An 18,290-nucleotide genomic window follows, 5' to 3' on the forward strand; every position below is an offset into this window, starting at 1 on the left:
ACTCAGGTAAGTAAAATATCTAGGTTTTGCTTCTGCCCAAGTATACTTTCGATGCCTAAGGGTTTCATCTAAAGTATAGAATCAGGCACTAAATCCCGAAAACCAGAGCTGTTTCCCAGGTGCCGGTTTCTGGCTGCTGCACCGTTCCTTCCGGGCTTTCAATGGATTTAATCTCGTGGATGAATTCCTCCACGTAATGCCCGTACAGGCACCCGTCTATACTTGTAGTTTCGAGCTGGTCTATACTTAGTTTGCAGAAAACAGCACTGTAGCTCTGGCTTAGGTTCAGGGTCTGGCAGAGGAAATCCATGAGCAGGGACGTAAAGTCTGCTGAGCAGATGCTTATTTTGTGGATGAGCTGGCTGGGGATATCTCCGCCGCAGCTCCCTTCTTTTAAAAGGTTTGCCATCCCTTGCAAGGTGCCTAGAAACAACTCCTCCGGCGTATCAGCCTCCACTTTTAAACACTTGTTGGCCGCTTGCGGCAGGTAAGTTAGTTTATTCATGTTCTCATAGGCAACATCCTCCCCAGACTAAAACTCCAGCACCAAATACTTACCCTGCCTTTTTACAGCAGTACCAAACTTCATACTTTCCCGGTGCAGCACTTGGGCCAGCCACGCATTGTCTTCTTCGCTGGCGTAATGCAGCCGGAACATGCGTATCTGCAGCGGCACCATCCGCAGCGACACCAGCCGGCCGGTAGCCGGCTCCAGCACCGGGAAATACATCAGCGAAAGGTCGCTCCTGAAGGGCTCGTGCCCTGCAATCCCCTCGTAATCGTTTATGAAACCGCCGGCACCGTACATAATCATCTTGCCCCGGTATACTTCCAGGCCCATGGGGTGGTGCGACGAGTGCCCGAACACCGCATCCACGCCTGCCTCTTCGATAAGCCGGTGGGCAAACGCCCGGTGAGCGGCCGGAATATCATATCCCCAGTTACCGCCCCAGTGCACGGAGAAGATTACCACATCGCCTGGCTTTTTTACATTTTTAAGATACGTAGTTATACTTTGCAGGGTGCCTTGGCTGAGGTCAGGTAAAAAATTTATTCCGGATTGGCTAGGGCCGGCAGCCCATTCCGGGTAAACACCACTGCTCGGGGAGCCATAGGCCAGAACGATCAACCGCCCCTGCGGCAAGGGCAGCACGGCCGGTTGCTGCGCCTCCTTCAGGTTTTGCCCCGCTCCTGCCGTGCTTATCCCGGCTTGGTGCAACACCTGCAGGGTTTCCGCTAACCCGGGGCGGCCCCAGTCCAGGGTGTGGTTGTTGGCCAGGGTGGCAATGTTTATACTTGCGGCATTGAGCAGTTTTACGTTATTCGGGTGCATGCGGTACTGTACCTGCTTGCCGGGCCAGGGCTGCGGGTGCGTGGTGATGCTTGTTTCCAGGTTGATGATGCGGGCCTGCGGTTTTACCCGGTCCCATACTTCCAGCGCGTCGCCCCAGGGGTAAGTATAGGCAACCGGCTTGCTGATTTCCCCGTTCTTCCGCTCGGCCAGCCGCACGTAGTCACGGGCATCCTGCACATAGGCTTCATAAAGTTGCGGGTCAACGGATACAGGCAGCACCTGGTCCAGGCCACGCCCGGTCATCACGTCGCCACACAGGAAAAGGGTAAGCAAAGAGGTATCGTCGCCCATCTTCTTTCCGGCTATAGCTCCCCACGCCAAGTATAAAATTCCGCCAGCAGTGGTACACAGGTGCGATCTCCCCGCTTTCCAGAGAAGGATAATCCACCCTGCGCAAAGCAACATCCCGCCACTTTATACTTTACGCGCTCAGCGGGATACTGATAACAAAGCTGGATCCATCCGGCGTGATGCCGTTCAGGCGCACCGAACCGCTGCGGGAGGAGTTGATGGCGCGGTCCATGTCAGCCACGCTGTTTACGCGCCTGCCGTTCACGCTGGTAATGATGGTGCCGCGCGGAATACCGGCCGTGTCGAAAAAGCCCCCTCGCTGCACTTCCGCTACATACACACCCGAGCGCAGGCCGTAGCGTTGCTTCACCTGATCGGGCACCGGTTCAAAGGTCGCACCGAGTTTGGCCTGTAGCCCTGCTCCCTCTCCCTCCGTTCCAGCCACTGCTTCCTCATCCCCATTCAGCACCACGCTAGTCGAGCGGGAACGGCCATCGCGCAGGTAAGTCACTTCCAATTTATCGCCCGGATAGTGACGCGCAATCCGCTCCGATAGCCCTGCCGAAGAGCCAACATCAACGCCATCTATACTTTGGATGATGTCCCCTTCCTCTAACCCGGCAGCGGAGGCGGCGCTGTTTGGCTGCACACCCATGATGTAGACTCCCTTCACCGTTGCCGGATCGATGCCGCGCTCCTTCAGGATTTGGTCTTCCACGGCAGGCGCCGGAAAGCTCACGCCCAGGTAGCCGCGTTTTACCTGCCCGTGCTTGCGCAGGTCCTCCACCACTTTCTGCATCAGGTTCACCGGAATGGCAAACCCGTAGCCGGCGTAGCTTCCTGTTTGCGAGGCAATGGCCGTGTTGATGCCGATAAGCTGTCCGCTGGCATTGATAAGGGCACCCCCACTGTTTCCGGGGTTAATGGCGGCATCGGTTTGCAGAAAAGACTCTATGGCCGTGTTTCCTGCCTGCTGCGGATCGGCAAAGCCACCCTGACTGGGCTGGTTGAGGATGCCGATGCTGCGGCCCTTGGCGCTGATAATGCCTGCCGTAACCGTGGAGCTAAGCGACAGCGGGTAGCCCACGGCCAGCACCCACTCTCCCACCTGCACGCTGTCGGAGTTGCCCAGCGCGACGTAGGGCAGCTCCTGCCCATCCACCTTCAGCAGGGCCAGATCGGTGCTAGGGTCTACGCCTATGAGCTTTGCCTCGAAGCTGCGCTTGTCCGGCAGCACCACCTCTATCCCCGAGGCATTATCCACCACGTGGTTGTTGGTGGCGATGTAGCCGTCCGGGGTGAGGAGCACGCCCGAACCGGAACCGGTTGCCGGCTCCGGTGATTGCGGCAAGCCAAACAAATCCAGGTAGGAACGGCCGGAGGCAGTAGTGGCATAAGTCGTCTTTACGTGTACAACGGCAGGCGTCACCAGCGAGGCGGCGTCCACAAAATCGGGGTAGCCGGACGATGAAATCGTGCGGGCACCGTTGCTGCTTAAAACCAGCGGATGCTCCTGCCCGTTGCCGACCCTCGTACTCACAAACCAGAAGCCAGCCACAGCCAGCATTGCGGCCAGCAGGGCAGCCAGAAAAACTGAACCGGTGTTCCTCATGGGCAGATAATGCTACATTTATACTTGTGCGGGATAACCAGACCTCTAACAGATTTATACTTCGGTGCCGGACAGAACTGGCTCACTGAACCTATTTGGTAACGAGTGGCTCATGGCAATGGTTTTGGGCGGTAATGAGCCGGCCTTAAAGTATAAAGAGCGATGTTGGCCATGTATACCTTCCCCGGTAAAATGCGTATGGGCTAAAGATTGGATAAAAAGGCACGTAACTACGCTATTATCAAATCTTTACCGTACAAAAGCACCTGACCAGGGAAATCTCCTCTGGTTGGCCTCAGCGTGACTTTAACCACAAGCCTATGGAAGACTACAGGGATGTACCGGCAGGTACAAGAAATGCTACCAATGTGTCACCGAGCTATGCTGCCCCCGAAACGACATCTGAAACAGAGGCGGCCCCCAGGCCTGCGCTTGGCAGGTTAGACGCCATCGCCGTTATTGTGGGCATTGTGGTGGGTGCCGGCATTTTCCGGACCCCTTCCCTGGTGGCAGCCAATACCGAAAGCGGGTTGATGTTCATAGGAGTCTGGCTGCTGGGTGGCTTGGTATCATTGATAGGGGCACTGTGCTATGCTGAGCTTACCACTACCTTCCCCAACGCCGGCGGCGACTATCACTTCCTGACCCGTGCCTTCGGCAGGAAACCAGCCTTTCTCTTTGCCTGGGCCCGCATGAGCGTTATTCAAACCGGTTCGATTGCCCTGCTCTCCTTTATCATCGGCGATTATTTGGCCCAGATTTTCAGCATCGGGGAGTTATCGTCGGTGCTGTATGCGGCGCTGGTGGTGATAGTGCTGACCGGGATCAACATCATGGGCGTAAGTATGGGCGCAGGCACACAAAAACTGCTGACGGCCCTGGAAATACTGGGCATTCTGATCGTGATTGCAGCGGGCTTGATTTTTGTTCCTGATGCCGCAGTTGCCAGTCCTGCCACGCCTCACACAGGTACTACCTCCATGGGCCTGGCCATGGTGTTTGTGCTGCTCACTTTCGGAGGATGGAATGAGGCCGCTTACATATCTGCAGAATTGCGCTCCGGCCGTAAAGGCATGGCCAGCGTGATGATCCTGAGCATCGTCATTATCACGGCCATTTACGTGCTCATAAACCTTGCCTACCTCAACGTACTAGGCATGGGTGGCATGGCATCCTCGGATGCCGTGGCAGGCGACCTGGTGCGGGTTGTTTTCGGGGAGGGTGGGCTGGTGCTCATCGGCCTGATAGTGGCACTGGCGGCGCTCACTTCGGCTAACGCCACCATTTTTACTGGTGCCCGCACCAACTATGCGCTGGGCCGCGACGTGCCGTTTTTCAGCTTTCTGGGCAAGTGGAACGAGAAAACATCCTCACCGGTAAACGCCTTTCTGGTGCAGGGCGCCATTTCGCTGGCGCTGGTGGGCCTGGGCTACCTGACCCGGAACGGCTTTGAAACGATTGTGGAGTATACGGCACCAGTTTTCTGGTTTTTCCTGCTGTTGGTGGGCGTCTCACTTTTTGTGCTGCGACGCAAGGAGCCGGACCGGCCCCGCCCTTTCAGTGTGCCGCTCTACCCCATCACCCCTTTCATCTTCTGCCTGACGAGCGCTTACCTGCTTTATTCCAGCCTGATGTACACGGGCCTGGGTGCGCTGGTGGGTGTGGCGGTGCTTTTTATAGGGGTGCTCCTGCTGTTGGCCCTGCCGGGCCTTAACAAGCGCGTAAGTAATAAGTAGTTCCGACAGTAGGGGCAAAACTGTAGCCTTGTACCATTCGTAGAAGTATGACGTAAAATTTCCGGCACCTGCCACTGCAACTACTTACTACCCTGGCGCATAGCACACAGTTACGGCACCTTTTATACGTTGCTTTTTTTCCTTAACCCATAATCATACTTTAAAAGCAAGCCTATGAGAATTCTTACTAACACTCTGTTTACGATGCTGGCCCTGCTGTGCGCCACTGTACTGGTACATGCCCAGGAAACCGCCACCATGAAGCGCACACCCGATGTGCCGTATGTTCCTACCCGCCAGGCCGTGGTGGATGCCATGCTGAAAATGGCGGATGTAAAGAAGAACGACGTGATCTATGACCTGGGCTGCGGCGACGGGCGCATTGTGATTACCGCCGCCAAAAACTTTGGTGCCACCGGCACAGGCATCGACATCAATCCGGACCGCATTGCAGAAGCCAACAAGAATGCCCGTGAGGCAGGTGTTACCGACAAGGTGCGCTTTATAGAAGGCGACCTGTTTGATGCTGACGTCAGTGAGGCCACCGTAGTAACCTTGTACTTGCTGCCTGCTGTGAACATGAAGCTCCGCCCTATTTTGATGGAACAACTCAAGCCCGGTACCCGCATCGTGTCCCACGCCTTCGACATGGGCGACTGGGAGCCTGAGAAAACCATTGAGGTAGACGGCGCCAAGATCTACTTCTGGACCATCCCGGAAAAGAAATAAGCAGCAGCAAGCCAGTAGTTAGGTACTGGCTCCTGATTTCTGAAAACAAAACACGGTACTTACGTGTCTTAATAAACAAGCAGCCCCAGGCATATGTGTCCGGGCTGCTTTTTTATACTTGTACCGTAATAACCGAAGTGAAATATGAGCAGTAACAACAAGACGTTGTCTGATATTGCCTTATCTGTGCTGGACCTGGTGCCGATACAGGAAGGTAAAACCGCTACTGATGCCTTCAGAACCAGTGCAGACCTGGCCCGCCACGTGGAAGCTTTGGGCTACAAACGCTACTGGCTGGCCGAGCACCACAACATGCCGGGCATTGCCAGTTCTGCCACCGTGGTCCTTATCGGGCACATTGCCGGCAGCACCAAAAGTATACGCGTAGGCTCCGGGGGGATTATGCTGCCCAACCACGCGCCGCTGGTGGTGGCCGAGCAGTTTGGTACGCTGGAGTCGCTTTTCCCTGGCCGCATAGATTTGGGCTTGGGCCGCGCTCCCGGCACTGACGGCCTGACGGCCATGGCCCTGCGACGCGACCTGCGCGGCGACGTGGATGATTTCCCGAAAAACGTGCAGGAGTTGCAGTACTACCTCGGCCCCGTAGACCCCGAAGCCAAAGTGCGTGCCATTCCTGGCCAGGGCCTGGAAGTGCCGATATGGCTGCTGGGCTCCAGCACCTATAGCGCGCAGCTGGCCGCCATGCTCGGGCTGCCCTTTGCCTTTGCAAGCCACTTTGCGCCGGCTGCCCTGCAAGCAGCCCTCAAAATTTACCGCGACACCTTCCAGCCATCCGAGCACCTGAAGGAGCCCTACGCCATCGCCTGCGTAAACGGCGTGGTGGCCGACACGGACTCCGAGGCGGAGAAACTGGCTACCACGCTTTACCAGTCTTTCCTGAACGTGATACGCGGCACGGCTAACCCGCAGCAACCGCCCGTGGATAGTATGGAAGGCCTCTGGAGCCAGAACGAGAAATATGCCGTGCACCAGATGCTGCGCTATACGTTCACCGGCTCGCCGGCCACGGTAAAAGAAGAAATAGAAGCTTTCCTGGCCGAGACACAGGTAGATGAGCTGATGTTTGCCTCGCACATTTACGAGCACAAGGCGCGGCTCCGCTCTTATGAATTGCTGGCGGAATTAGCCAAAAAATAAGCTTTCCCACCAGTCAATCCGATGTTGCACCCACATGCTGTATGCCTTTACAGTATAGCGGTGCGGCATCGGATTTTTTTATACCCGTTCTCGTATAAGGGGAGTACCAATTTTACCACACCTATCATTATGGAAACCAACGTTATCGAGAACCTGAAGCTAAGCAGCCCCGCCTTCAGCGCCGGCGACACCATCCCCGAAAAGTTTACTTGTGATGGGGAAGATGTAAACCCGCCGCTGGAGATTGGCGATTTCCCGGAAGGCACCCAAAGCCTTGTACTGCATGTAAATGACCCTGACGCCCCCAGCGGAAACTGGACACATTGGCTGGTGTACGACATGCCGCTCTTGCACACGATTGAAGAAAATAGTACCCCCGGCACGGTAGGCATGAATGATTTTGGCGAGGCAAAGTATGGCGGCCCCTGCCCCCCTATCGGAACGCACCGCTATTTTTTCAGGCTCTACGCTCTGGACACCCGCTTGTCCCTGCCCCCAGCCAGCACCCGCGACGATGTGCTGGCGCAGATGGAAAACCATATTATCGGAACCGGAGAACTGATGGGGCTTTTCAGCCACCATACCTGAGCCCGGCATACCTTCAACTGATTTATACTTTTAAGGCACCAGTACAGCGGCTCCCCTCACCTTGCCCTGCCTTAAATCCTCCAGCGCCACGTTGGCCTGCAGTAGCGGATATAGCTGTACTTCTGTCTGCACCGGCACCTGAGCCGCTAAAGGCAGGAATCGAGCGCCGTCACTGCGGGTAAGGTTGGCCACCGAGAGCAGCACCCGCTCTTCCCAAAGAATACGGTACGGGAAGGCCGGGATATCACTCATATGAATACCCCCGCACACCACCACGCCGCCCTTGTCCACATCCTGCAAAGCCTTGGGTACCACCGCCCCTACTGGGGCAAAAATGATAGCGGCATCCAGCGGCTGCGGAGCAGGCTGCGTGGAATCCCCCGCCCAAACGGCGCCAAGGCTGCGGGCAAATTCCTGTGCTTCCACATCACCCGCACGCGTAAAGGCGTATACTTTCTTCCCCTCGAAAAGGGCCACCTGAATAAGGATGTGCGCCGCGGCCCCGAACCCGTAAATGCCCAGTTTTTCCACCCCTTCCCCCATCATGCTGTAAGAGCGGTAGCCGATGAGTCCGGCACAGAGTAGCGGGGCTGTTGCCGGAGTTGCCTCTCCCGAAAGTTTAAAGCAGTAGCGTTCATCGGCAACCGTATACTCGGCATAGCCCCCATCCAGGGTGTACCCGGTAAAAGCGGCATTTTCGCAGAGGTTTTCTTTTCCTTTAAGGCAGTACCTGCACCTGCCACAAGTATAACCGAGCCACGGCACGCCAACCGCATCGCCTAACTTCACTGTAGCCACGCGAGGACCCGTGCCCACCACAATACCCACTATTTCGTGGCCCATGATGAGGGGAAGTTTAGGTTTGTCCAGTTCGCCGTCGAGGATGTGCAGGTCGGTACGGCACACGCCGCAGGCTTTTACCTGGATGAGCACCTGCCCGGGCGCAGGCTGCGGCACCGGAACCGTTTTATACTTCAGCGGACCGCCGGGCCGTTCCAGCACCATGGCCTGCATGCTGGCCGGGAGAGTCTGCTACGCTTCTGGTTCTGGTTGTACTGCCATACTTTATACTTCCGTTTCGGAGGAGGGTCGATTATTGCAGTCGGTTTACCGAGCCACGTTACCTCATAGGTTATACGAGGTTAGGTTTACTTTTAGAGCCCGTAACCTTGCGACAGAGCGGTTTTGAGACTAATACCTAAAACACTATATTAACCCGATGAAATACCTACGTCCTCTCCTGTTGCTTTGGCTGATACTTGGCCTCAGCACTGCCTTTGCAGCCCCTGCAGCAGCCCCACGTGTTGTAATCGGTGCCGAGCGCCTGCTCACGAAAGAGTTTTTACCTTTGATTAAAGGCAAACGCATCGGACTGGTAACCAACCATACCGGACTGCTGCCCGATGGCCGTCACCTGGTTGACGTGCTGCACGCCCGCAAAGACGTGAAGTTGACCACCCTGTTCGGGCCAGAGCACGGCATCCGCGGGGACCAGGATACGCATGTAGCCAGCGGCACCGATGCCAAAACCGGACTGCCCGTTATCTCCTTATATGGCAAAACACGCAAGCCAACCGCCGAGATGCTGCAAAAGGTGGATGTGCTCATCTTCGACATTCAGGATATCGGAGCCCGTTTCTATACGTATATCGCCACTATGAACCATGTGCTGGAGGCTGCCGCTGAGCAGGGGAAACCCTATATCATCCTGGACAGGCCCAACGCCATTAGCGCGGTGTATGTGGATGGCCCGATTGGCGGCGAGCCGGGGGAGCCCGTAAGCGGCGTGGGACAACTGCCTGTGGTGCATGGCATGACGGTGGGCGAACTGGCCACCATGTTTAACGGCGAACGCGCCAAACGCAAGCTGCCACAGGCAAAACTCACGGTTATCCCGATGCAGCACTATAGCCGCCAGCAGTGGTACGACGACACGCAATTGCCTTGGGTAAAGCCATCGCCCAACATGCTGACCCTGACAACGGCAGCCGTTTACCCAGCCACCTGCCTGCTGGAAGGGACCAATGTTTCCGAGGCCCGCGGCACCCTGCACCCCTTCGAGCGTATTGGCGCCACCTGGATAGACGGACAAAAACTAACCAACCAACTCAACAGCTATGGCCTAAAAGGCGTGAAGTTCCGCCCGGTTTCGTTTGTACCGGATAGCATCGTGGATGGCATCAAAATCTGGCCTCCCAAGTTTATGGGGGAGCAATGCTCTGGCGCTGAAATGGTGGTAACGGACCGGGATGCCTTTGAGTCAGCCAAGGCCGGGGTTTACATCCTGCACGCCCTGAAGACCTTGTACCCCGAGCAGTTGGAGTGGCGCGAGGGCCGCATGGACAAGCTGTGGGGCACCCCAAAAATACGTGAGCAATTGCAGGCCGGACTTTCGCCGCAGGAAATCGTAAAACAGTGGGACAAGGACCTGGCTAACTTCCGAAAGGTACGCCAGCAGTACCTACTTTATTAATCTGAAATTCGTCCCTACTTTAAGTATAAACAGGAAGCTACCTGATGAAGAAACACTTTTTCCTATCGCTTTTTACAGCACTTTGCCTTACCACTGCACAGGCACAGGAGCAAAACTGGACCTGGGGCGGCCCATTGGACCCCGTTCAGGCAGCGTTCGATGTGAAGCACTATACCCTTCGGCTAACTGTATCGCCTGAAGAACAGAAAATCGGTGGTTCGGCGGATGCCGTGGTGGAACTGGTGGCGCCAACCGATAAAATAAGGCTGAACCTGATTGACGCCTACAAGGTGAGCGGCGTAAAGGTGGATGGCAGGAAAGCGACCTATACCCGGGCCACCGATCTGCTGGATGTGCAGCTGAAGAAAACGTACCAACCCGGCCAGCGCCTGACGGTGACGGTGGACTATGCCGGCACCCCTCCCGAAGCCGTGAACCCGCCGTGGCAGGGTGGCTTCACGTTTACCAAAGATGGAAACGGCAAGCACTGGATTGGCCTGTCGTCACAGAACGAGGGAGCTAAGATTTTTATGCCTTGCAAGGACCATCCTTCTGATGAGCCGGATGAGGGCGTGGAGCAGTTTATCTCGGTACCTGCCCCCTACCAGGTAGCGGCAAACGGTCTGCTGGTGTCGGAGAAGAAGAAAGGGAACCTGATCACCTACCACTGGAAGACAAATTACACCATCAATAACTACGGCATCAACTTTACGGTAGGCGACTTTGAAATTACCCGCCGCGATTACACGACTGTGGAAGGCAACACGGTGCCCATGGTCATTTACCTGCTCAAACAAAATGCAGCCAAGGCACCAGAGTTGATGAATATACTCGAAATCAGCCTGAAAACACAGGAGAAATACTTTGGCGAGTACCCGTTCCAGAAGGAGAAAGTAGGCATTGTGGAGACACCCTACCTGGGCATGGAGCACCAGACCATCAACGCCTATGGAAATAAATTCCGCTTTACAACCGTTGGCGACGCACCCTACGACCACCTGCTGCACCACGAGCTAGGCCACGAGTGGTGGGGAAACAAAGTGAGCGTGAAGGATTGGGCTGATTTCTGGATTCAGGAAGGCCTGACCACCTATGGCGACTGGCTTTTCGTGGAGGAGCATGCCGGACACGAAGCATACCTGAGGCACGTCAAGCTGATCGCCAAAAACATCCCAAACCGCAACCCCATCATCATGCGCGAGAACGATGTGGACTCAGATGAGGCCTACCATGGCGAGATTTATTCCAAGGGCGCCTATATCATGCACTCGCTCCGCTACATGCTCGGCGATGAGGTTTTCTTCCGCACCCTTAAAAAGTTTATTCTGGATCCGGCCTATACCTATAAGAATCAAGTTAAAACCGCCGACCTGCAGGAGTTTTTCACCAAAGAAACCGGCCGCGACATCAAGCCCTTCTTCAATTTATACTTACGCACCACCGAAGTGCCGGAAGTAGTCATAGAGCAAAAGTCCGGGAACAGCTATACTATCCGAATCCCCAACATCAATTTTACCCTGCCCATGGAGGTTAGAATCGACTCCGGCACCCAACGCCTGGATCTAAGTAATAAGCCCGTGGAGGTTACTTCTAAAACTGCCCCTGTAGTGGATGAAAAGGGCTGGTACCTGAAGAATGTGGTGGCGGGAGAAAGTACGTTGTAGAGGCAGGTATCATTCTCATTTTCTTAAGTATAGACTCCCTTCTCAGTTCTTAGAGGTGGGAGTTTTATATTAGTACTGGGTCCAACCACCCCTAGCCCCTCCTTGTCTAAGGCGGGGAACTCTTCACCCCTCCCCAGCCCTCCCCTAAAAACAGGGGAGGGAGTTTGTACCCACACTTTTTTGTCATCTCTAGCAGCGCGAGAGATCTATCTGGAATCCTAAAGAGATCTCTCCTAAAGGTCGAGATGACAGTAAGGGCAGCGGCTATTGAATGCTTCCCAGCCTTTGGGATGAGCGCCTTGTAGATTTCTGGTGCCGCTGTAGAGGCATTGCGACCGAAGGGTAGCAAAGGAAATGTACACCGCGCGATGCCCGAAGGCGAGCCCTCTCGGGCTTGAGAGCTCCAATGCTAGAGGTGAAACAATAGCTTATGTAGGGCTGGAGGAGGAACAGTAGCTAGCAAGAATAGCTTGTGTCAAGTGGAAGGAAGAAGCGGCTAGGAAAGTATAAACCGGCAAGTATAAACCCAACCCCTCCTGCTCCCGTTTCGGATGATCTGAAAGTATAAACCATCAATGAAAACAGACTTGAAAAGTATACAAACAGCGCAGCCAGTAGACAGCCTGGTAAGAGCGCAGCTGGTGGAATTGCTGCAAGGCGGGTTTGCGCCGAATGTCATCCTGCTGCGGGAGTTCGATTATAAAAAAGCCGGAGTGATACTTGACGGGCTGCACTTCTCAGCCTGGATTCTGCTGGGCCACATTCGGGCACGGCAGCAGACGCTCCTGAACTTTATGAAGCACCCGGAACAGGATGTGAATGTATGGCCGGATGCCCACTGGCCCGAAAACCACGTGCCGGAGAGCGAGCAGGAATGGTACCTAGCCATCGATGCCTACGCGCAGGAGCTGGATGAAATGATCAATTTGGTGCAGGACCCGACTACAGATCTATTTGCAGTGCAACCAAATGGCAAAACCATCTCCTGGGCCGCCCTGACCACGCTGCACCACACTGGCTACCATATTGGCCAGCTGAAAACTATTGGGCGGCAGCTCGGCGTATGGTAACTACTCCTAGTACAGTGGCTGCTGCGAGGCGATGAGTTCCTGCTTCAGGGCTTCAAAATCCTGGTGGGGCGGCTCGGTGCGGTAGCTTATGGGCTGCCCTTCGCCAGCCGGGTAACCCAGAAAACGAAGCAGCGGGCCGGCGATGATGTCGGCCTGCTCCGCCTGCTTTTCCGTAAACTGATCCATCCAGTAGCCTGACTGCCCCTGTTTCAGGTGCTTTGGGTTTTTGCTTTTCATGGTGGCAAAACTCATGGCCTGCTGCAGCTCCTCCCGCTCCTGCTCGCTCAGGCGCACCTCCAGGTAATCGAGCAAACGGCCCAGCTCCTGCTGAAAGTCCAGCAAAAAGCCCTCGTAAAAAGCAATGTGAATGTGGTGCTCCCGGCTGTAGCGCAGGTGGTCGTATACGTGCCAAACCCATTCCAGCAGCAACGTATCGAAGTGCTTCTCCAGGTAGCGCTTGGGGTCGGTTTCCTCCTGCGGGTAATACTTGAGCATGTAGTCTGAAGTATAATATTTCGAAGCCGAGATGGCCCGGTCGCGGGGGTCGCGCACGATGTATACTTTCTTATCAAACAGGCTGAACAATTCGCCGCTACGCTTACAGACCGGTGAGTGGGTCCAGACGTGGTCGGTCAGCGCCACGTAGTCTTTTATACTTTCCACGGGCATTCGGAAGATGCTGCTGATGCGGTAGCTGTACTGCAGGTCGGTAATATCCAGCACGTCGATGCTGGCCTGGGTGGGGTAGTTGAGTTCCCAGGTTTTGGCAAGTTCGTAGATAGGCTGCCGCTGGATAAAGCTGGAAGCAGGCTGGCTGCTTCGTTCCAGCACCTGCTGGATGATCTGGTAAAGCCAAAGGTTGCCGCACTTAGGGGCTCCGCCCTGCAGTATTTTCATAGCGTAAAAGATTTTAAAGTATAGGATCAGGCTGCTATACGGCTTCAGGCAGCTTATTGCCGTACAAGGTGGCAGAAGTAGCGTTATTTATACTTTGTGCTACCCTAACCCGACGAAAGGCATGAAAAACATCTATCCCTTTAAATCCAAAGTATGCCCCGAACAACGCAGGCAATTAATGCAGCAGGAGCCGCAGCTGGTGTGGCTCACCGGCCTCTCCGGCTCGGGCAAGAGCACGCTGGCGCTGCGCCTGGAGCATCACCTTTTTCACCGGGGCTACAAAGTATACCTGCTCGATGGCGACAACATCCGTAACGGCCTGTGCCGCGATCTGGGCTTTAGCGAACAGGATAGGAAGGAGAACATTCGCCGGGTGGCCGAGGTGAGCAGGCTCCTGCTGGACGCGGGGATGGTGGTGATTTGCGCCTTCATCTCGCCTTATGCCGAGGAAAGGGAGCTGGCCAGGCAGATTGTAGGGCCGGACCGGTTTACGGAAGTATACATCAGTTGCCCTCTGCAGGTATGCGAGCAGCGCGATACCAAAGGCCTCTACGCCAAAGCGCGGGCAGGCCTTATTGCAAACTTCACCGGCATCAGTGCCCCCTACGAAGAACCGCCCCAGCCCGACATGACCATCAGAACCGATAAAGAAAGTATAGAGAACTCACTGGATAAACTGATTACTTTTGTAGAACCGCACCTGCGGCTGCAGCAGCGCATGAAAGCGGCCATGTAGTACCAGCGTCTGCCTGATTCTTCCAGGAGGAGGGGCTGTATCAGCAGTAAGAACAGGTCATTGCCAAGCTTATAACGTATACTTTCTCACATCCCTTAAATCATATTCTTGTGAACGTTACACTAAGTATAACCGATCTGCTGCAGATAGCCCGCGCAGCCGCACTGGAGGCCGGAGCCGCCATCATGCAAGTTTATACTTCCGGGGAGTTCGATGTAAGTATGAAGTCGGATGATTCTCCCCTCACCAAAGCCGACCGCGCCGCGCACGAGGTCATCAGCAGGGATCTGGCTATCTCGGGCCTGCCCATACTTTCAGAAGAAGGACAGCAGCATCCCTATGAGCTGCGGCAGCAATGGGAATGGTACTGGCTCGTGGACCCGCTGGATGGCACGAAGGAGTTTCTGAAGCGCAACGGGGAGTTTACCGTCAACATCGCCTTGATGCACCACCACAAACCCGTGGCTGGCGTTATTTATGCCCCCGTGCTGGGCAGTTTATACTTTGGTTCGGCGGCAACGGGCGTTTACAGGGAAGAAAAGGGAGTGAAAACACAGTTACTGCCTTTGCCCGGAAGCTATACGTTGGAAGACCTGCACCAGAAGCCGGGCCTGACGATTGTCGCCTCGCGCACCCATCTAAATTCCAAAACAGAGGAGTTTATTCGTCGCTTCCCCGGCGCCAGCACCAGCAGCATGGGCAGCTCGCTAAAGTTTATGCTATTGGCCGAAGGCAAGGCCGACCTCTATCCCCGCTTCGCCCCTACCATGGAATGGGACACCGCCGCCGCCCACGCCCTGCTGAACGCCCTGAAGCGGGGCATCTACCAGGAGGATTTGCAGCAGGAGCTAACCTATAACAAGGAGGATTTACACAACCCGGATTTTATTGCCTTCTAAGCCAAGATGTAGTTTTAGGTATCAGAGCAGTATTTTCCTGGGTTGATATAATTTGTCATTCTGATACTCAAAGTAGGTTTTAAACCGCAGGATAGGGTACTCAAGCAGCCTCCAGGACAAAGCGGACAGCAAAATGAGCAGGCAGAAATTCTCTAGTCGCACGAGGTAAAAGATAAATAGCTCGCTACCCAATGGCCAGAAGTAAGCATTAACGCTGCCCAGGAGTCCATAAGAGAAGTAGGGTATCATCAGGTGGTACAAATAAATTCCGTAGCTGATTTTGCCGATAAACAGCAAGGAGGAATTTCCAAAGACCTTGCTGAGGACTGGCAGTTGCCTCTCTTTGTATAAAATAATGCCCGCAATCACGCTTAGCGTACAGACAGCGGTAAGTGTTCGGGAAGGCAGAACCAGGTAGCTGCTCTGGCCCATGACCCTTAAAATCTGCAAACCAAAGCAAATCAGCGCCAGCGCCAGGGAGTACTTGAAAAGTTTTGGCAGGAATGATGGCTGGTAAACCCTTACCCAGGCTAGCAATGCACCTAAGCCGAAGGCATCAAAGCAGGCAAACGTGAGGATATCGCCGAAGTCCTGGTTTAGCAGGAAAAGCTGGCTGGTAATGCCTATAAGTATGGAAATGAAGATAAACGGCAGCAAGTATGGTTTGTTCAGATACAGCATCGCCCATGGCCACACCAGGTAGAACTGTTCCTCCACAGCCAACGACCAAAGATGCGACAGCATGCCGTCCCATTGCTGCTGCTCGAAAAAGTATAAGTTGGAAGTATAGGTAAAGAAATAAAGGTAATTCTCCCGGATATTCGATTCTGTTAGCGGGCCAAGCAAGTATAAAACCACAAGGGTGAGGTAGTATATCGGGAAGATACGGAGGGCTCTTCGGGTAAAGAAGTTCCTGAAAACTGTCAGCTTGCTCGTACCGATGCGTTCGGCTTCGTTCCTGTTCACCAGCAGGATGGTTGTTATCAAAAAGCCACTCAGCACAAAGAAAATATCCACGCCATTAAATACGCTTGTGTAGCTATTAAGCCAGTGGCCTTCCGGGAACCAATGTGTAATAATGACCAGCAGCACGGCCATCGCCCGGATGCTGTCAAGTTGCTTTATGTGGTCCATAAGCCGTCACCTATACCTTAAAATAAAATATGTTAAAATATTTAATAATATAACACAATTTATTTTCATACGCTGATTAGGAAACATTGGCTGATTTAGTGATGCTATACTTCAGCTGTACCTGCACCAGATGCTGTCAATTCACTTGAACTTTTCTTACACATCTCAGATTTGATCGCCTTTTAGCGTGTGCCAGGTATAAATATTGTTTTCCTGCCATACTTCTGCGTAACTTAAACTTCCGTTTGAGCACGGAGCGCGTATGGCTGGTAAACGTATAGCCATTCCCGGCTGCAACGAAGTATAAACACCCTCTATGGCAAAGTATAAACCCTTCACAAAGCTCTTTTATCCGCTCGTGGCAGCGGCCATTTTCACTTCCTGCCAGGGCACCGGTCAACAGGAACAGGAGAACAAGGCGCGGCAGCTAACCTACGACCTGCTGATCCAGAACGCCTCCGTGGTGGATGGCACCGGCTCTGAGCCCTACACCGCTAACATCCTGGTAGGTGCCGACACCATCGCCCTGATTGACAAAGACAAGGCCTTTGTGTACAAAGCCCTGAAAACGATTGATGCCACCGGCATGGTGGTCACTCCCGGCTTTATCGATACACACGCCCACGGCGATCCGCTGAAAGAGCCGGAATTCAAAAACTTCTTGGCCATGGGCGTCACCACCATCAGTTTGGGCCAGGACGGCTTCAGCCACAACAACAAAGACATGAGCGCCTGGATGGACTCGGTGGATGCCGCCCGACCCGGCGTAAACATCGCCATGTTTGCCGGCCATAACTCACTGCGCGTACTTTCGGGGGCCATGTACGAGAAACAGCCTGCCGAGGAGTATATGAAGGCGATGGAAGACCTGGTGACCGACGCCATGGACGCCGGCTGCTATGGCCTGACCACCGGCCTGGAGTATAACCCCGGCTACTACGCCACCAGCGAGGAGCTGAACAGGCTGGCTAAAGTGGTGGGGTCCAAAAATGGCCTGGTGATGAGCCACATGCGCAACGAAGACGACTCCTTGGTAGAGGCGTCGATACGGGAGCTGCTGGCGCAGGGACAATACTGTCCGGTGCATGTGTCGCACATTAAGGTGGTGTATGGCAAAGGCCGGGAAAGGGCAAAGCAGGTGCTGCAGGTACTCGACAGCGCCCGCCAAAGCGGCACCAAAGTCACGGCCGACTTCTACCCTTACACGGCCAGCTTCACCGGCATCGCCATTCTTTTCCCGGACTGGGCCAAGTCGCCGCACGATTACAAGGAGGTGCTGAGAACCCGCAAGGAGGAACTGAGAACCTACCTCCGCAACAGGGTGATGCAACGCAACGGACCGGAGGCCACGCTGATTGGCTCGGGACGCTATACCGGCAAAAACCTGGAGCAGATTGCCAAGGAGCTCAACAAGCCCTTCGAGGATGTACTGGTGGACAACATCGGGCCATACGGGGCCAGCGGGGCCTACTTCATCATGAACGAGGAGTTGCAGGAGGGGCTGCTGCTGGATCCCTACGTGATGATAGGCTCAGACGGCAGCCCAAGTATGCACCACCCCAGAGGCTATGGCTCCTTCGCCAAAATCATTGAGACCTACGTGAACGGGAAAAAGGTGCTGACGCTGCAGGAGGCAGTACGCAAAATGACTGGCCTGCCTGCCGAAACCATCGGTCTGCAGCAGCGTGGCCTGCTCAAGCCCGGCTACAAAGCTGATATCCTCATCTTTAACCCATCCGAAGTGAGGGAAAACGCCACCTACGAGAAGCCAGACCAGCTGGCCAGTGGCTTCCGGTATGTGCTGATTGGTGGCAAACCGGCCAAAGAAGAAGAGACCTACGCCACAGAGCGCCTGGGAAAAGTGCTCCGGAAAAACAGGGAATAACTAAAAATATAAGTCCCGCTTGCTACTGACAGGCGGGACTTATATTTTTAGTTATTCCTTATAC

General features: G+C 54.6%; 16 protein-coding genes. 10 read left to right on the plus strand and 6 right to left on the minus strand.

The features are described 5' to 3' along the window. Nucleotides 1–88: 88 nt before the first annotated feature. The 3 genes from BM040_RS17285 to BM040_RS17295 form a co-directional block, all read right to left on the minus strand. On the minus strand, nt 89–505 hold the full coding sequence (locus BM040_RS17285) for an archease (RefSeq protein ID WP_092104154.1): 417 nt from the start codon (nt 503–505) through the stop codon (nt 89–91). Nucleotides 506–532: 27 nt separating this feature from the next. Next, complete coding sequence (locus tag BM040_RS17290) at nt 533–1,645, minus strand: CapA family protein (protein ID WP_092104156.1); 1,113 nt, start codon at nt 1,643–1,645, stop codon at nt 533–535. Nucleotides 1,646–1,775: 130 nt separating this feature from the next. Continuing rightward, nucleotides 1,776–3,257: a trypsin-like peptidase domain-containing protein gene (locus BM040_RS17295; protein ID WP_092104158.1), complete on the minus strand. Its 1,482-nt coding sequence runs from the start codon at nt 3,255–3,257 to the stop codon at nt 1,776–1,778. Between the two features lie 320 nt (nt 3,258–3,577). Here BM040_RS17295 and BM040_RS17300 point away from each other — a divergent pair, with 320 nt between their 5' ends. The 4 genes from BM040_RS17300 to BM040_RS17315 all read left to right on the plus strand — a co-directional run bounded on the left by BM040_RS17300 (nt 3,578) and on the right by BM040_RS17315 (nt 7,468). Further along, complete coding sequence (locus BM040_RS17300; RefSeq protein ID WP_092104160.1) at nt 3,578–4,993, plus strand: APC family permease; 1,416 nt, start codon at nt 3,578–3,580, stop codon at nt 4,991–4,993. A 174-nt stretch (nt 4,994–5,167) separates the two neighbouring features. Continuing rightward, nucleotides 5,168–5,722, plus strand: coding sequence for an SAM-dependent methyltransferase (locus BM040_RS17305; RefSeq protein ID WP_092104162.1), 555 nt, complete (start codon nt 5,168–5,170; stop codon nt 5,720–5,722). A 144-nt stretch (nt 5,723–5,866) separates the two neighbouring features. After that, nucleotides 5,867–6,880 carry an LLM class flavin-dependent oxidoreductase gene (locus BM040_RS17310; RefSeq protein WP_092104164.1) on the plus strand — a complete coding sequence of 338 codons (1,014 nt, stop codon included), beginning with the start codon at nt 5,867–5,869 and terminating at the stop codon, nt 6,878–6,880. Between the two features lie 129 nt (nt 6,881–7,009). Next, entirely contained in the window at nt 7,010–7,468 is a 459-nt protein-coding gene (locus tag BM040_RS17315) for a YbhB/YbcL family Raf kinase inhibitor-like protein (RefSeq protein WP_092104167.1), read from the plus strand. Nucleotides 7,469–7,498: 30 nt separating this feature from the next. On the opposite strand, the gene BM040_RS17320 is transcribed toward BM040_RS17315, so the two are convergent. Then, a complete protein-coding gene (locus BM040_RS17320) occupies nt 7,499–8,473 on the minus strand; it encodes a zinc-dependent alcohol dehydrogenase family protein (RefSeq protein WP_217646791.1) in 975 nt (324 codons plus the stop codon). A 214-nt stretch (nt 8,474–8,687) separates the two neighbouring features. Between BM040_RS17320 and BM040_RS17325 the strand changes: the two genes are divergently transcribed. The 3 genes from BM040_RS17325 (at nt 8,688) to BM040_RS17335 (ending at nt 12,675) form a co-directional block, all read left to right on the plus strand. Next, complete coding sequence (locus tag BM040_RS17325; protein ID WP_092104171.1) at nt 8,688–9,941, plus strand: exo-beta-N-acetylmuramidase NamZ family protein; 1,254 nt, start codon at nt 8,688–8,690, stop codon at nt 9,939–9,941. Nucleotides 9,942–9,985: 44 nt separating this feature from the next. Further along, the gene (locus BM040_RS17330) at nt 9,986–11,605 is read left to right on the plus strand and encodes a M1 family metallopeptidase (protein WP_092104173.1); all 1,620 of its coding nucleotides are present in this window, start codon (nt 9,986–9,988) and stop codon (nt 11,603–11,605) included. 575 nt (nt 11,606–12,180) lie between these two features. Then, nucleotides 12,181–12,675: a hypothetical protein gene (locus tag BM040_RS17335; RefSeq protein ID WP_092104175.1), complete on the plus strand. Its 495-nt coding sequence runs from the start codon at nt 12,181–12,183 to the stop codon at nt 12,673–12,675. A gap of 6 nt (nt 12,676–12,681) precedes the next feature. On the opposite strand, the gene BM040_RS17340 is transcribed toward BM040_RS17335, so the two are convergent. Continuing rightward, on the minus strand, nt 12,682–13,572 hold the full coding sequence (locus BM040_RS17340; protein ID WP_092104177.1) for a sulfotransferase domain-containing protein: 891 nt from the start codon (nt 13,570–13,572) through the stop codon (nt 12,682–12,684). Nucleotides 13,573–13,693: 121 nt separating this feature from the next. On the opposite strand from BM040_RS17340, the gene cysC reads away from it, so the two are divergent. Both cysC and cysQ read left to right on the plus strand, forming a co-directional pair. Then, nucleotides 13,694–14,308 (plus strand): adenylyl-sulfate kinase, encoded by a 615-nt coding sequence (gene cysC, locus BM040_RS17345; protein WP_092104178.1) that lies wholly within the window; start codon nt 13,694–13,696, stop codon nt 14,306–14,308. 110 nt (nt 14,309–14,418) lie between these two features. Then, nucleotides 14,419–15,207: a 3'(2'),5'-bisphosphate nucleotidase CysQ gene (gene cysQ, locus BM040_RS17350; RefSeq protein WP_217646792.1), complete on the plus strand. Its 789-nt coding sequence runs from the start codon at nt 14,419–14,421 to the stop codon at nt 15,205–15,207. A 21-nt stretch (nt 15,208–15,228) separates the two neighbouring features. Here the strand turns inward: cysQ and BM040_RS17355 are convergent, their stop codons facing one another. Beyond that, nucleotides 15,229–16,341 carry an acyltransferase family protein gene (locus BM040_RS17355; protein WP_092104180.1) on the minus strand — a complete coding sequence of 371 codons (1,113 nt, stop codon included), beginning with the start codon at nt 16,339–16,341 and terminating at the stop codon, nt 15,229–15,231. A 316-nt stretch (nt 16,342–16,657) separates the two neighbouring features. Here BM040_RS17355 and BM040_RS17360 point away from each other — a divergent pair, with 316 nt between their 5' ends. Further along, nucleotides 16,658–18,226 (plus strand): N-acyl-D-amino-acid deacylase family protein, encoded by a 1,569-nt coding sequence (locus BM040_RS17360; RefSeq protein WP_092104182.1) that lies wholly within the window; start codon nt 16,658–16,660, stop codon nt 18,224–18,226. Nucleotides 18,227–18,290 lie beyond the last annotated feature (64 nt).

The sequence above is a fragment of the Pontibacter chinhatensis genome (genome assembly GCF_900113285.1).
GTDB classification, from domain to species: Bacteria; Bacteroidota; Bacteroidia; order Cytophagales; family Hymenobacteraceae; genus Pontibacter; species Pontibacter chinhatensis.